Source organism: Streptomyces sp. NPDC007856, assembly GCF_042868225.1.
Taxonomy (GTDB): Bacteria; Actinomycetota; Actinomycetes; order Streptomycetales; family Streptomycetaceae; genus Streptomyces.
Map to the genome: position 1 here is coordinate 240,117 of NZ_JBIAEC010000002.1, position 17,510 is coordinate 257,626.

The following is a 17,510-nucleotide window of genomic DNA, read 5'->3' on the forward strand; positions in this document are numbered from 1 at the left end:
GCCGCCCCGGAAGCATCCCGCCATCGCCGTATCGCCGTATCGAAGATGTGGTCGAAAAAGTCGTAAGACCGACATCCTGCGGGCAGTTGTCCACAGGCGAGTGACACGAATCGGTAACGGCGGCAAGAATGCGGGGTGTGGCGTCGCGCGGAACCTTTCCCGCGTGGTGTCCGTGTTTCGGGGTGGGCCGGTTTCGCACGTAGCGTCGGCCCGGAAAGAACGGGCCGAGGAGGGCCGGGTGACGACCTATGACGATCGAGCGAGCCTCACAGATCTGACCGCCACAGTGGAGCGGGTACGCGGTTCGGTGGAGGGCGTGATCGAGGGCAAGCCCGAGGTCGTACGGCTCGCGCTGACCGTGCTGCTCGCCGAGGGCCACCTGCTGATCGAGGACGTCCCCGGAGTGGGCAAGACGATGCTGGCCAAGGCGCTGGCGCGGTCCATCGACTGCTCGGTGCGGCGCATCCAGTTCACGCCCGACCTGCTGCCCTCGGACATCACCGGTGTGTCCATCTGGGACCAGCAGCGCCGGGACTTCGAGTTCAAGCCGGGCGCCATCTTCGCGCAGATCGTGATCGGTGACGAGATCAACCGCGCCTCGCCCAAGACCCAGTCGGCGCTGCTGGAGTCCATGGAGGAGCGCCAGGTCACCATCGACGGGCAGACGTATGAACTGCCCAGCCCCTTCATGGTGGTGGCCACGCAGAACCCGGTCGAGATGGAGGGCACCTACCCGCTGCCCGAGGCCCAGCGCGACCGTTTCATGGCCCGCGTCTCCGTCGGCTACCCGAGCGTGGAGGCCGAGTTGCAGATGCTGGACATCCACGGCGGGGTGAGCCCGCTGGAGGACCTGCAGCCGGTGGCGCACGCGCACGAGATCGTGAAGCTGATCGAGGCCGTGCGCGGGGTGCATGTCGCCGAGCCGGTCCGGCGGTACGCGGTGGAACTGGTCGCCGCCACCCGCACCCACCCCGACCTCAGACTCGGCGCCTCCCCGCGCGCGACGCTGCATCTGCTGCGGGCGGCCAAGGCGTCCGCGGCCCTCGCCGGCCGGGAGTTCGCGCTTCCGGACGACGTCCAGGCACTCGCCGTCGCCGTCCTCGCGCACCGTCTGCTGCCCACCGCCCAGGCCCAGCTGAACCGCCGTACCGCCGAGCAGGTCGTGCAGGAGATCCTGCAGCACACCCCGGTGCCCGCCGCGCCGGGGCAGCAGGGCGACTTCGGCGGACTCGGCCGTGGCGTTCCGGCGTATCCCCAGCAGCCCCCGCGGAGTCTGTGATGAGCACTGGGGGGACGGGGCAGGCGGAGGCCGACCGCGGCGAGTCCGGCGGCGTCCGTACGGCCCTGGCGGGGCTGACCACCCGCGGCCGTTCCTTCCTGGCGGCCGGTGTCGCGGCCGCGATCTGCGCGTACGTCCTGGGCCAGAGCGATCTGCTGCGGGTCGGCCTGCTGCTGGCCGCACTGCCCCTGACCTGCGCGACCGTGGTGTACCGCACGCGCTACCGGGTGGCCGGCACCCGTCGGCTCTCCCCCGCGCGCGTGCCGGCCGGCAGCGAGGCCCGGGTGCACCTGCGGATGGACAACGTCTCCCGGCTGCCCACCGGCCTGCTGATGCTCCAGGACCGGGTGCCGTACGTCCTCGGGCCGCGCCCGAGGTTCGTGCTGGACCGGGTGGAGCCGGGCGGCCGCCGCGAGGTGTCCTACCGGGTCCGCTCCGACCTGCGCGGCCGCTATCCGCTGGGCCCGCTGCAGCTGCGGCTCACAGACCCCTTCGGAATGTGCGAACTCACCCGTTCCTTCTCGACGTTCGACACCCTCACGGTCATCCCGCGCGTGGAGCCGCTCGCCCCGGTCCGCTTCAGCGGCGAGGCCAAGGGGTACGGCGACGGGCGGCAGCGCTCGCTGGCCCTGGCCGGCGAGGACGACGTGATCCCGCGCGGCTACCGCTACGGCGACGATCTGCGCCGGGTGCACTGGCGGTCCACCGCGCGCTACGGCGAGTTGATGGTGCGGCGCGAGGAGCAGCCCCGGCGCTCGCGCTGCACGGTCCTGCTGGACACCCGGGGCGGGGCCTATGAGGGCGCGGGCCCCGACTCGGCCTTCGAGTGGGCCGTCTCCGGCGCGGCCTCGGTGCTGGTGCACATGCTCGAACGCGGCTTCTCGGTACGGCTGCTGACCGACAGCGGCAGTGTGGTGCCCGGCGAGGGCGCCGACGGGTTCGCGGGCGCCGGCCAGGAGACCGCGGAGGCGGCCGGACTGATGATGGACACCCTCGCGGTGATCGACCACTCCGACGGCACGGGCCTGTCGCGGGCGTACGACGTGCTGCGCGGCGGCAACGAGGGACTGCTGATCGCCTTCCTCGGCGACCTGGACGAGGAGCAGGCCACGACGGTCGCGAAGATGAGCCGGCGCAGCGGCGGCGCCGTCGCCTTCGTACTGGACCCGGACACCTGGGTGCGGGAGGCGACCGATGTGCCGCGGCCCGGCGACCGGCACGCCGAGCGGCTGCGGATGCTGCGCGAGGCGGGCTGGACGGCGCTGAGCGTGCCCCGCGGCACGGCACTGAACGGGCTGTGGCAGCAGGCGGACCGGGAGCGCTCGGGCCTGGCCGCGGTGGGCGGGGAGGCGACGCGATGAGCGGTCGGGCACGACTGGCGCTGTGCGCGGCCGCGGCCACGCTGATGGCCTCCTGTGCGCTGCTGCCTCTGGTGGCCGAGCCGACCTGGCTGCTCCAGCTGGTCCCGCTGGTGGCCGCGCAGACCGGGGTGGGCGCGGCGGCCCGCCGGGTGCCGCTGGCCCGGCCGCTGACCGTGCTGGCGCAGGCGCTGGTCACCCTGGTGCTGCTGACCCTGGTCTTCGCGCGGGAGTACGCGGTCATCGGGCTGATCCCCGGCCCGGACGCCTTCCGGCACTTCGCCGACCTGCTCCAGCAGGGCTCGACCGACGTCAGCGAGTACGCGATACCGGCGCCGCTGACCGACGGCATCAAGCTGATGCTGATCGGCGGCGTGCTGCTGATCGGCCTGCTGGTGGACACGCTCGCGGTGACCTTCCGCAGTGCGGCCCCGGCCGGGCTGCCGCTGCTCGCGCTGTACTCGGTGGCCGCCGGGCTCTCCGACGGCGGCGCCGACTGGCTGTGGTTCCTGGTGGCGGCGGCCGGCTATCTGATGCTGCTGCTCGCGGAGGGCCGGGACCGGCTGGCGCAGTGGGGCCGGGTCTTCGGCGGCGCTCCCTCTACGCAGGGCTCCCCGGAGGCCAGCGCGATGGCCCCGGTGCGGACCGGACGCCGGATCGGCGCGGTCGCGCTCGGTGCGGCCCTGGTGGTGCCGCTCGCCCTGCCCGCGATGCAGGGAGGCCTGCTGGACGCCGCCGGTACGGGCGTGGGAGTGGGCGACGGCAACGGCGGCACGATCTCCGCGGTCAATCCGCTGGTGTCCCTGCGCGACAGCCTGAACACGAACAACGACCGCCAGGTCCTGTCCCTGAAGACCAGCACGAACGACATCTCGGACCTGTATCTGCGGATAGTGTCCCTGGACGACTTCGACGGCACCACCTGGAAGCCGGCCCAGCGGCACATCGTCGGCGTACCGGACAAGTTCCCGACGCCCATCGGCCTCGCCCCGGACGTCAAGCGCGGCACGGTGACGACGACGGTCTCGGCGTCGGACTGGTACGCCCAGGACTGGCTGCCGATGCCGTACCCGCCGAGCGGTGTGCAGATCGGCGGCCGCTGGCGCTACGAGCCGGTCGGCATGACCCTGGTCGGCGACCACGGCCAGACCACGCGTGGCGAGACCTACCAGATCACCAGTCTGGACGTGCAGCCGACCGCGGAGCAGCTGTCCACCGCGCCGGAGCCGCCGGCGGCCCTGAAGCGCGAGTACACGAAGGTGCCGTCCTCGGTGCCGATGGTCGTGGCCAGGACCGCCAAGGAGATCACGGCGGGCGCGCACAGCCACTACGAGGAGGCCGTCAAACTCCAGGACTACTTCGCCGTGACGGGCGGCTTCCAGTACGACACCCAGGTCGAGGTCGGCCGCGGCCCCGACGCCATCGCGACTTTTCTGAAGAAGAAGCAGGGCTTCTGCGTCCACTTCTCCTTCGCGATGGCGGCGATGGCCCGCACCCTGGGCATCCCGGCCCGGGTCGCGGTGGGCTTCGCGCCCGGTACCCCACAGCCCGACGGCACGGTGGCGGTGAACCAGAAGGACGCGCACGCCTGGCCCGAGCTGTACTTCGAGGGTGTGGGCTGGACCCGCTTCGAGCCGACCCCGACCCGCGGCACCACGCCGTCGTACACCCAGGCGGACACGCCCGGCAGCTCGCTGCCGGACCAGACCCTGCCGTCGCACCAGTCCTCCACGGCACCCTCGGCGGCGGCCTCGCCGAGCCAGAGCTGCGCGCACGATGTGGTCAGGCTCCAGGGTTGTGACACCGGGTCCGCCGTGGCGGCCCCGCACAGCGGCGGCGGTGGCCCGGGCCCGTGGCGGTATGCCCTGATCGGCCTGGCCGCGCTGGTGGTCCTGGCGATTCCGCTGTCGCCGCTGCTGTGGCGGACGCGGGTGCGCTCGGTGCGGCTCGGCGGGCACGCCCGGACCGAGCAGGGCGCGGCCGCGCACGCCTTGGCGGCCTGGCAGGAGTTGACGGACAGCGCCTGGGATCACGGCATCGCGCCGGACGAGTCGCTGACCCCGCGCCGGGCGGCCGCCCGGGTCGTCGAGCTCGGGCGGCTGGACCAGGCGACCGGTGGAGCGGTGCAGCGGGTCGCGGACGCGGTGGAGCAGGTGCTGTACGCGCCCCGGCCGCGCCCGGCGGCGGGTACGGCGGCGGATGTGCGCCGGGTGATCGAGGGGCTGCGCGGCACGGCGAGCACCGGCACCCGGCTGCGGGCGCTGTTCCTGCCCCGCTCCTCGGTGCGGGTGCTGTGGGCGGTGTCGGCCCGCTGGTCGGCGCTCAGGGCACGGGTGGCGGCGGCCCGGCCCGGCCGGCTGCGCCGGCCGTCGCAGCAGCAGGGCTGAGAGCATGTGTGAGGGGCGACCACCGCTGGTGGTCGCCCCTCACATGGTGTCTGTCGGTGTCCGGGGAACTCCGGGAAAACCGTCGGCCGGCTAATGGCCGTGTTCGTCCCGGCGGCGCTGCCAGCGCTCTTCGATGCGATCCATCATGGAGCGCTTCGGCCGCACCTGGCGACGAGCGGCACCCGCGGGCTGCTCGCCCGGCTTGGGCGCCTTGCGCCAGCCGGTGACGGCGAGCACGGCACAGCCCAGCATGACGAGGAAACCCACCACGCTGACCCAGATCAGCTGCGCGACCATTCCGGCCATGAGGAGCGCGATACCCACGAGGAAGCCTGCGACCGCCTGGTAGACCCGCCGCCGGGTGTACGTACGCAGCCCGCTTCCCTCAAGCGCCGACGCGAACTTGGGATCTTCGGCGTACAGCGCTCGCTCCATTTGCTCGAGCATGCGCTGCTCGTGCTCCGAGAGCGGCACGGAGTCCTCCTCATCGTGCAGTCGCCGGGGCGACCCGGGGGGTCCCTTCAGGATAGGCAGGGAATCGCCCCCGTGAAACCCGCCCCTCTACGCCAATTGGCCAACCGGAATCCGTCATGGCCGTCCCGGCTCGCTGAGGCTTCCATTCCCCGGCGGCCGACCCGTCATGCCGGGCGGTGTACCTCGATCATACGGCGCAAACCCCTCGATCGGGGGTCTTGTGGCGTACTCCATCCGCTGCCAAGGCCCTGATCAGCGGCGGGTCACGGCAGTCCGCTCAGCCCTCGGTGGCACCCGGCGTCTCACCGAGCACGTGCAGCTGGGTCGCGACGGAGTGGAACGCGGGCAGCTCGGCCGCGGCGGCCTCCAGCTTCAGGAGCGCGTCCAGGGCGCCGGGCTCGGTGTCCACGAGCACGCCGGGGACCAGGTCGGCGAAGACCCGCACGCCGTGCACGGCCCCGACGGTCAGGCCCGCGCCCTCGACCAGCGCCGTGAGCTGCTCGGCGGTGAACCGGCGCGGCATCGGGTCGCCGGCACCCCAGCGGCCCTCGGGGTCCTGCAGCGCCTGCCGGGCCTCCGTGAAGTGGCCGGCGAGGGCGCGGGCGAGCACGGCGCCGCCGAGGCCGGCGGCGAGCAGGCTGAGCACGCCCTCGGAGCGCAGCGCGGCGACGGCGTTGCGGATGCCCTCGGCCGGGTCGTCCACGTACTCCAGCACGCCATGGCACAGCACGGCGTCGTAACCGTCGCGCTCGACCACGTCGAACAGGCCGTGCGCATCGCCCTGGACGCCGCGGACCCGCTCGGCGACGCCGGCCTCGGCGGCCCGGCGCTCCAGCGCGAACAACGCGTTCGGGCTGGGGTCGACGACGGTGACGCGGTGGCCGAGCCGGGCGACGGGCACCGCGAAGTTGCCGCTGCCGCCTCCGGTGTCGAGGACGTCCAGCGACTCCCGTCCCGTGGCCTTGACCCGGCGGTCGAGGGCGTCCTGGAGGACCTCCCAGACCACGGCGGTACGCAGGGAGGCGCGGGGGCGCATCGGGTCCGACACGGCAGTTGACTCCTCGGCAGGGCTGGATCGCTTCAGGCGACTCCACCCTATTGCCTGCGCCGCCCTGCCGGTCACCGCGGACGGATACGGCCCGGCGCGTCTCGAACGCCGGACTTCCCGTGGTCAGCCCGCGTCCGGAAGCTCACCGCGCGCGCTCGGGCCGTCCGGTTCCCCGGGATCCTGGCGGGGTTGGGGCAGGACCGGCTGGAGGACGAGCATCCGCTCGACAATGCGCAGGAACATCGCCACGTCCCGTATCAGGTCGTCGGCGTCGCGGCGGCTCGCGGCGCCCTGGATGCCGGCCTCGGCACGGGCCCGGCGGGCTGCGCCGGAGGCGAACAGCGCGCTCCACTCGGTCAGTTCGGGGGCGATCTCGGGCAGTACCTCCCAGGCGCTGCGGATCCGGGCGCGGCGGCGCGGGGAGGTCTCGGGGCGGCCGCGGGCGGCGAGCACGGCGGCGGCGGTGCGCAGGGCGGCGAGGTGGGCCGTCGCATAGCGCTCGTTCGGCGTTTCCAGGACGGTGGCCTCGTCCAGTGCGGCCCGGGCCTGGGCGAGCAGGTCGAGGGCGGCGGGCGGGGCCGTGGCCCGGCGGAGCACGGGGTGCACGTCGCTCGCCGGGCCGGTCAGTGAGGGGGCAGGGCCGGTGGCGCGGCGCCGGCGGGCGGCGGCTGCGGACGGGTTGGCCATGACGAACCTCCTGTCGTCTGGGTGACGGCACGGGTGCCGTATGTGCCCATCGTGAGGTATGGCACTGACAATCCGTTCTGACCTGGGGTTTTGCTTCGATCGTAGGTTCGGGCGTACTTTTGCACTGACCAGTCAGTTCAAAAATCACGAAGCCGCAGGGGGGCTTGTGGACGGCGTGCACGTCAAGGCGGAGGACCTCGGGCTCAAGGGGCCGCGGGGGTGGGCCTTCCGGGGCGTCACCCTCGACGCGGAGCCCGGCTCACTCATCGCGATCGAGGGACCGTCCGGCTCCGGGCGCACATGTCTGCTGCTCGCGCTCACGGGACGGATGAAGCCCACCGAGGGAACGGCCACCGTCGGCGGGTTCCGGCTCCCCCGGCACCTGGCCCGGCTGCGCCGGGTCAGCGCGGTGGCCAACGTGGCCGGGGTGACCGACCTGGAGCCGGCCCTGACCGTCGGCGAGCACCTGCGCGAACGGGCCCTGCTGCAGAGCCGCTTCGGCGACGCGCTGCGCGAACTGCTGCGCCCTCGCACCCAGCGCGTGCACGAGGCACGGCTGCGCGTCGACGCGGCCCTGGCCGCCGCCGGACTCGACCTGGAGGCGCTGCCCAAGGGCTCCCGGACGGCCGTGCGCGACCTGGAACGGCCGCAGGAGCTGCGCCTGTCCATCGCCCTGGCGCTGCTCGGCCGGCCGGGGCTGCTCGGCGTCGACGACCTCGACACCAAGCTCTCGGACGCCGAGCGCCGCGAACTGTGGGAGCTGCTGCGCTCGCTCACGCGCGCGGGGACGACGGTGGCGGTCGTCTGCCGCACGGCCCCCGGCGACTGCGTCGTCGTACCGACGGGGCCACAGGACACCGGCGCGACGACCGGCACGGGCGACGCGAAGAACGCCGAAGCCGAGTCCGGCACGGGCGACGAGACCGACGGCGAGAGCGCCGAGAAGAGCGACCCGAAGGAGGACGTAGATGCGCTCGCCTAGGCTGGCCGTGCTGGAACTCAGGCGCTTCGGGCGTGGTCGGCTGCCGCGTGCCGCCCTGGTCGCGCTGCTCGTGCTGCCGCTGCTCTACGGCGCCCTGTACCTGTGGTCCTTCTGGGACCCGTACGGCCGCCTCGACCGCATCCCGGTGGCCCTGGTGAACGACGACAAGGGCGCCACCGCGGGCGGGAAGAGGATCAGCGCCGGTGACGACATCGTGGACGGGCTGCGCGACAGCCGCACCTTCGAGTGGCACGAGGTGAGCGACGAGGCGGCCCGCGAGGGCGTCGAGAACGGCACGTACTACCTGTCGCTGACCATGCCGGCCGACTTCAGCCGGCGGATCGCCTCCAGCTCGGGCAACTCCCCCGAGACCGGCGCCCTTCAGGTGCGCACCAACGACGCCAACAACTACATCGTCGGCCAGATCTCCCGGACCGTCTTCAACGAGGTCCGCTCGGCCGCCTCCGCCAAGGCCTCCCGCACCTTCCTGGACAAGATCTTCGTCTCGTTCTCCGGCATCCACGACAAGACCGTCACGGCCGCCGACGGCGCCGACCGGCTGAACTCCGGCATCGGGAAGGCGGAGAAGGGCTCCAAGGACCTCGCCGACGGGCTGAAGGACGCCAAGAGCGGCAGCGGCAAACTGGCCGGCGGCCTGACGAAGATGAACACGGGCGCCGGCGACCTCGAGGACGGGGCCCGCCGGGTCGCCGACGGCACCCAGGCCCTCGCCGACAAGGCCGACGGCGTCTACGACCAGGCCGCCCCCTACCTCAAGGACAACGAGAAGACCATCGGGGACACCGCCCGGCTGGTCGCCGACTCGGCCAGGACCGTCAAGGACAATCTCGACGTCCTGGTGAAACTCGCCCCGGGCGCCGCGAAGGCCGCCCACACGAACTCCGCCGTCCTGGAGGAGATCTACCAGGCGCGCTGCGAGACCGCGACCATTCCCGATCCGTACTGCCCCCAGCTGAAGCGGGCCAAGACGGCCGCCGCCGAGGTGGCCACCGTCGCCGACGACCTCAACACGCTGATCGCGGACCAGGACGGCGCCCTGAAGACGATGCGGGACAACCTCGGCACCCTCCAGAAGCAGGCCGCGGCCCTCGAGAAGCGCGCACCGCACCTGTACGAGGACGTCGAAGACACCGTCCGGAAGATCGACAAGCTGAACGCCGGCGCACAGAGGGTCGCCGACGGCGCCGAGAAGCTGCACGCCGGGCTCGGTACCGCACAGGCCGGGGCGACCACGCTGGACCAGGGCATCGGCACGGCCGCGTCGGGCGCCCAGACCCTGGACGGCGGCCTCTACAAGCTCTCCGACGGCTCCGGGAAGCTCGCCGGCGGACTGCACGACGGCGCCAGGAAGATCCCGGACTACGACAAGAAGGACCGCGACCGGCGCACCGGTGTGATGGCCGACCCGGTCCAGCTGGCCTCCCACGACCTGCACAAGGCGCCCAACTACGGCACCGGATTCGCCCCGTACTTCATCCCGCTGTCCCTGTGGGTGGGCGCGATGGTCGCCTACATGCTGATCGCGCCGCTCAACCGGCGTGCCCTGGCGGCCGGTTCGCCGGCCTGGCGGATCGCGCTCGCGGGCTGGCTGCCGGTGGTCGCCGTGGGTGTGCTCCAGGTGGCCGCGCTGATGGCCGTACTGCACTGGGCGATCGGTCTGCAGATGTTCCGCCCGGCCGGCACGATCGGCTTCCTGTGCCTGGTCACGGCCTGCTTCGCGGCGATCGTGCAGTGGCTGAACGCCCGCTTCGGCGCGGCCGGCCGGATCCTGGTGCTCGCGCTGCTGATGCTCCAGCTGACCTCGGCGGGCGGCACCTACCCCGTGCAGACCAGCCCGGGCTTCTTCACCGCGATCCACCCGTTCCTGCCGATGAGCTACATCGTGGAGGCGCTGCGCCGGCTGATCACCGGCGGCGGACTTGGCCCGGTCTGGCAGGCGTGCGCAGTGCTGGCCGCCTTCACCGCGGGCGCGCTCGCGCTGACCGCCCTCGCGGCCCGCCGCCGCCAGGTGTGGACGCTCGACCGGCTGCACCCGGAACTGAGCCTGTGAACCGGGGGGAGGCCCCGCACGCGCGCGTACCTGTGAGAATCAGGGCCATGGAAAGCAGCAGCGCCAGGTCCGGCGGCAGCACGCGCCGCGAGGCCACCCGGCAGAAGCTCTACGAGGCGGCCGTCACGCTCATCGCCGAGCAGGGCTTCTCCGCGACCACGGTGGACGAGATCGCGGAGCGGGCCGGGGTCGCGAAGGGCACGGTCTACTACAACTTCGCGAGCAAGTCGGTCCTCTTCGAGGAGCTGCTGCGGCACGGGGTGGGCCTGCTCACCGCCTCTCTGCAGGAGGCGGCCGAGCAGACCGCGCGGGCGGGCGGCGGCAAGGTGGACGCGCTGGACGCGATGATCCGCGCGGGCCTGGCCTTCATCGACCGCTATCCGGCCTTCACCCAGCTGTACGTGGCCGAGCTGTGGCGCACCAACCGGGCCTGGCAGTCCACGCTGATGGTGGTCCGGCAGCAGGCCGTCGCGGTGGTCGAGAGGGTCCTGCGCGAGGGCGTGGCGGCCGGCGAGTTCAGCGACGAGATCGACGTCCAGCTGACGGCGGCCGCGCTGGTCGGCATGGTCCTGGTGGCCGCGCTGGACTGGAAGTCCTTCCAGCCGGAGCGGTCCCTGGACGACGTCCACGCGGCCCTGTCCCGGCTCCTCCAGGGACGCGTGAGCGGAAAGGGCTGAGCGCGTGAGGAAGGCGCCGGTCCGCTGCCGGACCGGCGCCTCCCATTCCCCCGTACTCCCCCTGTGGTCCCCCGTGGGCGGTCGTCCCCGGGTCCCCCGGCTCGCTTCCGCCGACGGATCGGCGGAAGGAGCGGCAGGGTGGCGGGCGCCGTTCCGCCGCCCCGTGTCGGCGGTGCCGGGCCGCGCCCCCTTGCCGTGTCTCCACTCTCCCGTCCGCACAGGTCGCGGCCCATCCGCGCGCATACTCATCTCGCAACCTGAGTACGGATACTCAGCCCTGCGCACGCGTGCCCACGCTCGCGGGCCGTGCCCCGCGAGCGCCCCGGCCTCCCGCGGGCCGGATTGTCAGTGGCGGTCGATAAAGTCGCAGGCATGGCACGGATTGCGGTGATCGGCGCCGGGATGGGCGCGATGGCGGCCGCCGCCCGGCTGGCCGTCGCGGGCCACCGGGTGGTGGTGTACGAGCGCACGGACACGTACGGCGGTGCGGTGCGCCGCTTCGAGCGGGACGGGTTCGGCTTCGACACCGGCCCGGGCCTGCTGACGCTGCCCGCCGTGTACCGCGATCTGTTCGTCAAGACCGGCAAGGAGCCCCTGGAGGACTGCGTCGAGCTGGTCCAGGTCGATCCGTCCGCACGGCACCTCTTCGCGGACGGCACGGGGGTGTCGCTGCCGAACGCCTCGCGCGCGGGCGTGGTCGCGGCACTGGACGAGGCGCTGGGCGGGGGCGCGGGCGAGCGCTGGGGCGAGTTCCTGGTGCGGGCCCGGGAGGCCTGGGACCGCACCCGCAGGCCCCTGCTGGAGGAGCCGCTGTGGCCCAACTGGCGGGTGCTGGCCGACCAGGAGCCGTATCCGGCCGTCCCGCACAAGCGGCTGCTGCGCACGCGGCGGGCCGGCACGCTCTCCGAGATCGGCACCTGGGAGCTGCGCGACGAGCGCCTCGCGGCCCTGCTGGCGAGTTCCGTGCTCGCCCACGGCCTCGATCCGCGGACCACTCCGGCGAGCGCGGCCGTCCTGCCCTACATGGAGCACGCCTTCGGCACCTGGTATGTGCGCGGCGGCATCCGGGAGTTGGCGCGCGCGGTGTACGAGCGGTGTGTGAAGCGGCGGGTGGAGTTCGCCTTCGACGCGGAGGTCCTGCGCATCCTGGTCAAGGACGGCCGGGCCGCGGGCGTGGAGCTGAGAGACGGCACGGTGGCCGAGGCGGACCATGTCGTGGCGGACGTGGACCCGGCGTGGCTGAAGGCGCTGACGGACCGTCCGCTGGACGGGACCGGGGATGTGCGGGCCGATCCGTTCACGACCCGTCCGGGGCGGTTCGCCGTGCTGCTGGCCCTGCGCGGCGGGCGCGAGGCCGGTGCCGCACATCGCACGGTCGTCCATGCGCCGGACCCGGAGTCCGAGCTGGACTTCCTGGCCGCGGCGGACGGGGACCAGCCGCCGGCGCCCACGGTGACCGTGCTGCGCCCGGACGACCCCGCGCTCAGACCGGACGACGGTCACGAGTCCGTGGTGCTGTCCGCGGTGGTGCCGGGCGCCGCCGACTGGGACGAGGAGGGCACGGTCCGGCAGTACACGGAGCATCTCCTCGAAGCCGCCGAGGCCGCGATACCGGGCCTGCGGGACCGCGTCCTGTGGCACGAGGTGCGCACACCCGACCACACCGACGACGAGACGGGCGCCTTCCTCGGCGCGGTGCCGGCCCCCGCTCTGGCCGCCGGCCAGGGGCGCTTCCTGCACCCGTCGAACACCACGCGGCTGCCCGGTCTGTACCGGGTCGGCGGCTGGTCACACCCCGGCGGCGGCCTGCCGCACGCGGGCATGTCGGGCGCGCTGGTCGCGGGGCTGATCGTGGAGGGCCCGGAGTTCCGCGGCTCCCAGTGAGCCGGGGTGGCCGGGCCTCGCCGGCGGAACGGCCTCAGAAACGGTACTGCTCGTCGTACCCGGCACCGGGCTGCTGGGCATGCCCGTGCCCCTGGTTCTCGTACGGGTACGGCTGCTCCTGCGGGAGTTCGCCGCCGTAGGTCTCGTCGGTGCGCTGCTGCGGCACCCACACCCCGCCCGCCGGGGTCTCGCCGTAGCCGCCGCCGTACGGGGCCTGGGCGTAGCCCTGCTGGTCGTACTGCCCGGAGTAGCCGGTGTCGTACGAGGCGCCGCCGTAGGACTGGCTGCCGATGTACGGGTCGGAGTAGTTGGCGTAGCCCTGCTGGCCGCCGGTGTCGTAGCCGTACCCCTGCTGGCCGTAGCCGGAGTAGTCGTAGGCGTAGTTCTGCTGCTCGGTGGCCTGGGCGGCGCCCGCGTAGGCGGTGTCGCCGTAGACGCCGTAGGAGCCGGTGTCCTCGGGCAGCGGCTGGGGCTCGTAGACGGCGGTGCTCTCGGCCGCGGTGGCCTGAGCCCCGGCCGGGGTGAAGACGTCGTCGCGGTCGTGGTCGTCGTAGTCGCCGTACCCCTGGCCGTAGCCGGCCTCGTCGGCGTCCCGGTCGTGCTCCGGGTCGAGGGGCTGCTCCTGGTCGGGGCCGTCCAGCGCCGGGTCGTGCCGGTCGGCCCTGCCGCGGCGGCGCTTGCTGCCGCCTTCGGCCTCGTCCCCGGACTCGGGTCGCTTGACCGCCCAGCCGGCGGCGAAGCCGCGGCGGAACGACAGCGTGACATAGGTCTGGCCGACCGCGAAGGCGATGGCACCGATGCCGATCACGATCACGGACGGCATCAGCACGCCGAACACGACGCCGAGGAAGCCGGCGAACGCGAGCAGCCGCCAGCGCAGGCGCGCCTTGTACTGCAGCAGCACCTCGCCCAGCAACCACAGTGCGACGATGCCGAACGCGATGTAGAGGACCGTCCAGCCCATGTACGCCCCTCTCCCAGTGACCGCTACGCAGTGTGTCGTATCACGGTGCGGCCGGTCTAGGCCTGCGGGGGGTGGTGCAGGCCCAGGTTCTCGTAGATTTCCAGGGTCGCCGTGGAGTTGTTCAGCGTGATGAAGTGCAGTCCGGGCACTCCCTCGGCGCGCAGCCGAGCGCAGAATTCCGTGGCGAAGTCGATACCGATGGAGCGTACCGCCGCCGGATCGTCCTGCGCTGTGAGGATCCGCTCTTTCAGGGCGTCCGGGAACAGGGCGGTGCTGAGCTTGGGCACCCGTTGCAGCATCTTCACGCTGGTGACCGGCAGGATCTCGGGGATGATGGGGGTCTCGCAGCCCGCGGCCACCACGCGGTCGCGCAGCCGCAGATACGACTCCGGGTGGAAGAACATCTGTGTGATGGCGTAGTCCGCACCCGCACGGCACTTGTCCACGAAGTGGGCAACGTCGGTGTCCCAGTCCGCGGAACGGGGGTGCATCTCCGGGAAGGCGGCGACTCCCACACAGAAGTCGCCCGACTCCTTGATGAGCCGGACGAGTTCGGCCGCGTACGTCAGCCCCCGGGGGTGCGGCACCCACTCGCCCATCGGGTCGCCGGGCGGGTCGCCCCGCACGGCGAGCATGTTGCGGATCCCGGCGTCCGCATACTGGCCGATGATGTTCCGCAGTTCGGCGATCGAGTGGTCGACCGCGGTGAGGTGGGCCACGGGTGTGAGCGTCGTGTCCACGACGATCTGCTGCGTCTCCCGGACCGTGGTCGTGCGGGTGGTACCGCCGGCACCGTAGGTGACGGAGACGAAGTCGGGGGCGACGGCCTCGACCCTCCTGAGCGCGTTCCACAGGTTCCGCTCGCCCTGGGGAGTCTTCGGCGCGTAGAACTCGAACGAGTACGTCGCCTTGCCGGAGGCGAGCATGTCGCGCACGGTGCGTGCGCGATCAGTCCTGGTGGAGGGGGTTCCGAGGGCCATACCGGCAGGTTAGCCAGGGGCGGGCGGTCCCCCAACCGGAGGACTAAGAATTGCCCGAATTGTCGCCTTCCTGTCCACCCCTTGGACGAAAACCTGGACAGAGGGGCCGACGGGCCAGGTCGCTAGCCCTGCCGCAGCCGCTTCGCGAACTCGGCCGCGGCCGCTCCCGGGTCGTCGGCCGCGGTGATCGCGCGGACCACGACCACCCGGCGGGCACCCGCGTCCAGCACCTGGTCGAGATTCCCGAGGTCGATGCCGCCGATCGCGAACCAGGGGCGGTCGGTGCCCAGGCCGGCCGCGTACCGGACCAGGTCGAGGCCGGGGGCGTGGCGGCCGGGCTTGGTGGGGGTGGGCCAGCAGGGCCCGGTGCAGAAGTAGTCCACGCCCTCCTGCACTGCGGCCGCGGCGGCCTCGGACTCGGCGTGCGTGGAGCGGCCGATCAGGACCTCGTCGCCGAGGATGGCGCGGGCCGCGGGGACCGGCAGGTCGCCCTGGCCGAGGTGCAGCACATCGGCGCGGGCGGCGTGGGCGACGTCCGCGCGGTCGTTCACCGCGAGAAGCCTGCCGTGCCGGGCGCAGGCGTCCGCGAAGACCTCCAGGTGCGCCAGCTCCTCGGCGGCCTCCATGCCCTTGTCGCGCAGCTGCACGACGTCGACACCGCCGGCCAGGACCGCGTCCAGGAACTCGGGAAGGTCGCCCTGGCGCGTGCGCGCGTCCGTGCACAGATACAGGCGGGCGTCCGTGAGCGCGGCGCGTGCGGTGTCGGACATACGTGGGTCCCCCCTGGTCGGTGTCCCTGACGGCTTCGGCGGGTGGTGGGGGGGGCCCCGGGGGCCCCCCCCCCCCCCCCCCCGGGGGGGGGGGGGCCCCCGGGGGGGGGGGGGGGGGGGGGGGGGGGGGGGGGGGGGGGGGCCCCCGGCCCCCCCCCCCCCCACCCCTCATGTGCGATTCGGCTCAGACGGCGAGCGCCTGGGCGCGGCGCTTCACCTCCGTGCCGCGATTCTCGCTCAGAGCCTGCGCGGGGGTGCCGGGCAGGGTCGGGTCGGGGGTGAAGAGCCACTCGATCATCTCTTCGACCGTGAAGCCGTCGTCCCGCAGGAGCGTCAGGGTGCCGGACAGGCCCTTGACGACCTTGTCCCCGTCGATGAAGGCGGCGGGGACGTGCAGTGCGCGGTTCTCACCCCGGCGTACGGCGATGAGCTGGCCCTCCTTGACCAGCTGCCGCACGCGCGTCACCTCGACGCCGAACTGTTCGGCGATGTCGGGGAGGGTGAGCCAGGCGGGGACGAGAGCATCGATCTTTGCGTCAATCTCGGTCACAGGACAAGCGTAGGCGCTCCGCCGGTTCGGCCGCGATGTGGTCGGTCCCGGGTTGTGTCGTCCGCCGGGTGCGGGTTCGTCCTGGTTGCTCGTGCCCACGCGGCGGTAGCCGCGTATCAGACACAGCCCCGCGCCCCCTACGGGCGCCGCCCGGAGCCCCCTGACTGGTCGACCGCGGCATCCTTCAGGGGCTTTCCAGGGTCGGCCACGGCCTCCGGGTCCATGGCGCGGCCCGCCTCGATCAGCCGCCGGCCCTGCGCCAGATCACGCGGACGGCCCACCGCCAGCAGGGCCATCAGCCGGTTCTCGTGGAGCCAGCACACCGTCCAGGCCGGGCCGGACGCGTCGCCGCGCCAGACCATGCGGTCGGCGGCGGCGTGGTGGCCGGCGTACTGCACGAAGCGGCCGAACTGCTCGGACCAGAAGTACGGCACCGGGTCGTAGACCGCCGGGGTCTCGCCGAGGATGTTCGCGGCCACCGTGCGCGGGCCCTGGAGGGCGTTGTCCCAGTGGTGGACGAGCAGCCGTTCGCCGTAGCGGGCGGAGGGGAAGGAGGCGCAGTCGCCGACGGCGTACACGTCCTCCACGGAGGTGCGCAGACGGTCGTCGGCGAGGACGTCCCCGTGCGGGCCCAGCTCGACGCCGGAGCCGGCCAGCCAGGCCGTGGCGGGGCGGGCGCCGATGCCGACGACGGCGGCCCCCGCGGGCAGCCGGGTGCCGTCGGCGAGCACCACCGCGCCGGGCTCGATGCGCTCCACGCGCGCGTGGGTGCGCAGTTCCACACCCGCGTCGGCGTACCAGCCGGTCATGGGGGCCGCGACCTCGGGGGGCAGGGCACCGGCGAGCGGATGGTCGGCGGCCTCCACGACGGTCACCGCGCAGCCGGCCTCGCGGGCGGCCGTGGCGAACTCGGCGCCGATCCAGCCGGCGCCGACGACCACGATGTCGTGCTGCCGGGCGAGCACCGGCTTCAGCCGTTCGGCGTCGTCCAGGGTGCGCAGCAGATGCACCCCGGGCACTCCCTCGGTGCCGGGCAGGGTGATCGGCTCGGCGCCGGTGGCGAGGACCAGGACGTCGTACGGCACCGGGCCCGCCTCGGTGTCCAGCTCGTGTTCGGCGGAGCGCAGGGCCAGCACCTCGCAGCCGAGCCGCAGCTCGACGCCGAGGGACTCGAAGTCCACGTCGAAGGCGGAGTCCTCGGCCTTGCCGAGCAGCACGGCCTTCGACAGGGGCGGCCGGTCGTACGGCTGGTGCGGCTCCGCGCCGATCACGGTGACGGGGCCCTTGAAGCCCAGTTCCCGCAGCGCGACCGCGGTCTGCACCCCGGCCATGCCCGCACCGACGACGACCACGCGCCGCCCCGCTGACGTGCCCCCTTGCGCTGTCTGCTCGCTCACCC

15 protein-coding genes are annotated in these 17,510 nt (G+C 73.2%); 7 read left to right on the top strand and 8 right to left on the bottom strand.

All coding sequences use genetic code 11. The annotated features are described in order from the left end of the window. The first annotated feature begins 238 nt into the window (after window positions 1–238). Genes ACFYOH_RS05505 through ACFYOH_RS05515 form a run of 3 tightly spaced genes read left to right on the top strand, consistent with a single transcriptional unit; the run spans window position 239 to window position 5,024 of the window. Complete coding sequence (locus ACFYOH_RS05505; protein ID WP_388621460.1) at window positions 239–1,279, top strand: AAA family ATPase; 1,041 nt, start codon at window positions 239–241, stop codon at window positions 1,277–1,279. After that, a complete protein-coding gene (locus ACFYOH_RS05510; RefSeq protein ID WP_388621462.1) occupies window positions 1,279–2,640 on the top strand; it encodes a DUF58 domain-containing protein in 1,362 nt (453 codons plus the stop codon). The genes ACFYOH_RS05505 and ACFYOH_RS05510 overlap by 1 nt, the downstream gene beginning before the upstream one ends. Further along, window positions 2,637–5,024, top strand: a complete 2,388-nt coding sequence (locus ACFYOH_RS05515) for a DUF3488 and DUF4129 domain-containing transglutaminase family protein (protein WP_388621464.1) — start codon at window positions 2,637–2,639, stop codon at window positions 5,022–5,024. Before ACFYOH_RS05510 ends, ACFYOH_RS05515 begins: the two co-directional genes overlap by 4 nt. A 90-nt stretch (window positions 5,025–5,114) precedes the next feature. Here ACFYOH_RS05515 and ACFYOH_RS05520 read toward each other — a convergent pair whose 3' ends face one another. The 3 genes from ACFYOH_RS05520 to ACFYOH_RS05530 all read right to left on the bottom strand — a co-directional run bounded on the left by ACFYOH_RS05520 (window position 5,115) and on the right by ACFYOH_RS05530 (window position 7,233). Continuing rightward, window positions 5,115–5,498, bottom strand: coding sequence for a DUF3040 domain-containing protein (locus ACFYOH_RS05520; protein WP_388621466.1), 384 nt, complete (start codon window positions 5,496–5,498; stop codon window positions 5,115–5,117). A gap of 277 nt (window positions 5,499–5,775) precedes the next feature. After that, on the bottom strand, window positions 5,776–6,546 hold the full coding sequence (locus ACFYOH_RS05525; RefSeq protein ID WP_388621467.1) for a methyltransferase: 771 nt from the start codon (window positions 6,544–6,546) through the stop codon (window positions 5,776–5,778). A gap of 123 nt (window positions 6,547–6,669) precedes the next feature. Next, complete coding sequence (locus ACFYOH_RS05530) at window positions 6,670–7,233, bottom strand: SAV_6107 family HEPN domain-containing protein (RefSeq protein WP_388621469.1); 564 nt, start codon at window positions 7,231–7,233, stop codon at window positions 6,670–6,672. A gap of 166 nt (window positions 7,234–7,399) precedes the next feature. On the opposite strand from ACFYOH_RS05530, the gene ACFYOH_RS05535 reads away from it, so the two are divergent. The 4 genes from ACFYOH_RS05535 (at window position 7,400) to ACFYOH_RS05550 (ending at window position 12,847) form a co-directional block, all read left to right on the top strand. Continuing rightward, window positions 7,400–8,215 (top strand): ATP-binding cassette domain-containing protein, encoded by an 816-nt coding sequence (locus ACFYOH_RS05535; protein WP_388621471.1) that lies wholly within the window; start codon window positions 7,400–7,402, stop codon window positions 8,213–8,215. Beyond that, window positions 8,202–10,286: a YhgE/Pip family protein gene (locus ACFYOH_RS05540; RefSeq protein ID WP_388621473.1), complete on the top strand. Its 2,085-nt coding sequence runs from the start codon at window positions 8,202–8,204 to the stop codon at window positions 10,284–10,286. The genes ACFYOH_RS05535 and ACFYOH_RS05540 overlap by 14 nt, the downstream gene beginning before the upstream one ends. Before the next feature lie 47 nt (window positions 10,287–10,333). Then, the gene (locus ACFYOH_RS05545; RefSeq protein ID WP_388621475.1) at window positions 10,334–10,963 is read left to right on the top strand and encodes a TetR/AcrR family transcriptional regulator; all 630 of its coding nucleotides are present in this window, start codon (window positions 10,334–10,336) and stop codon (window positions 10,961–10,963) included. Window positions 10,964–11,335: 372 nt separating this feature from the next. Continuing rightward, a complete protein-coding gene (locus tag ACFYOH_RS05550) occupies window positions 11,336–12,847 on the top strand; it encodes a phytoene desaturase family protein (RefSeq protein ID WP_388621477.1) in 1,512 nt (503 codons plus the stop codon). Window positions 12,848–12,881: 34 nt separating this feature from the next. On the opposite strand, the gene ACFYOH_RS05555 is transcribed toward ACFYOH_RS05550, so the two are convergent. The 5 genes from ACFYOH_RS05555 to ACFYOH_RS05575 form a co-directional block, all read right to left on the bottom strand. Beyond that, window positions 12,882–13,811 (bottom strand): hypothetical protein, encoded by a 930-nt coding sequence (locus ACFYOH_RS05555; protein WP_388621479.1) that lies wholly within the window; start codon window positions 13,809–13,811, stop codon window positions 12,882–12,884. 56 nt (window positions 13,812–13,867) lie between these two features. Continuing rightward, entirely contained in the window at window positions 13,868–14,791 is a 924-nt protein-coding gene (gene metF / locus ACFYOH_RS05560) for a methylenetetrahydrofolate reductase [NAD(P)H] (RefSeq protein ID WP_388621480.1), read from the bottom strand. A gap of 122 nt (window positions 14,792–14,913) precedes the next feature. After that, window positions 14,914–15,561 carry a thiamine phosphate synthase gene (thiE, locus tag ACFYOH_RS05565; RefSeq protein WP_388621482.1) on the bottom strand — a complete coding sequence of 216 codons (648 nt, stop codon included), beginning with the start codon at window positions 15,559–15,561 and terminating at the stop codon, window positions 14,914–14,916. Window positions 15,562–15,745: 184 nt separating this feature from the next. Next, entirely contained in the window at window positions 15,746–16,111 is a 366-nt protein-coding gene (locus ACFYOH_RS05570; protein ID WP_061919720.1) for an Rv2175c family DNA-binding protein, read from the bottom strand. Between the two features lie 137 nt (window positions 16,112–16,248). Then, complete coding sequence (locus tag ACFYOH_RS05575; protein WP_388621484.1) at window positions 16,249–17,508, bottom strand: NAD(P)/FAD-dependent oxidoreductase; 1,260 nt, start codon at window positions 17,506–17,508, stop codon at window positions 16,249–16,251. Between the last annotated feature and the right edge of the window lie 2 nt (window positions 17,509–17,510).

Excerpts from the sequence above, each read along its gene's own strand:
- ACFYOH_RS05550 (WP_388621477.1), top strand. The coding sequence starts at position 11,336 with ATGGCACGGATTGCGGTGATCGGCGCCGGGATGGGCGCGATGGCGGCC.
- ACFYOH_RS05510 (WP_388621462.1), top strand. The coding sequence starts at position 1,279 with ATGAGCACTGGGGGGACGGGGCAGGCGGAGGCCGACCGCGGCGAGTCC.
- ACFYOH_RS05555 (WP_388621479.1), bottom strand. The coding sequence starts at position 13,811 with ATGGGCTGGACGGTCCTCTACATCGCGTTCGGCATCGTCGCACTGTGG.
- ACFYOH_RS05545 (WP_388621475.1), top strand. The coding sequence starts at position 10,334 with ATGGAAAGCAGCAGCGCCAGGTCCGGCGGCAGCACGCGCCGCGAGGCC.
- ACFYOH_RS05540 (WP_388621473.1), top strand. The coding sequence starts at position 8,202 with ATGCGCTCGCCTAGGCTGGCCGTGCTGGAACTCAGGCGCTTCGGGCGT.
- ACFYOH_RS05530 (WP_388621469.1), bottom strand. The coding sequence starts at position 7,233 with ATGGCCAACCCGTCCGCAGCCGCCGCCCGCCGGCGCCGCGCCACCGGC.
- metF (WP_388621480.1), bottom strand. The coding sequence starts at position 14,791 with ATGGCCCTCGGAACCCCCTCCACCAGGACTGATCGCGCACGCACCGTG.
- thiE (WP_388621482.1), bottom strand. The coding sequence starts at position 15,561 with ATGTCCGACACCGCACGCGCCGCGCTCACGGACGCCCGCCTGTATCTG.
- ACFYOH_RS05515 (WP_388621464.1), top strand. The coding sequence starts at position 2,637 with ATGAGCGGTCGGGCACGACTGGCGCTGTGCGCGGCCGCGGCCACGCTG.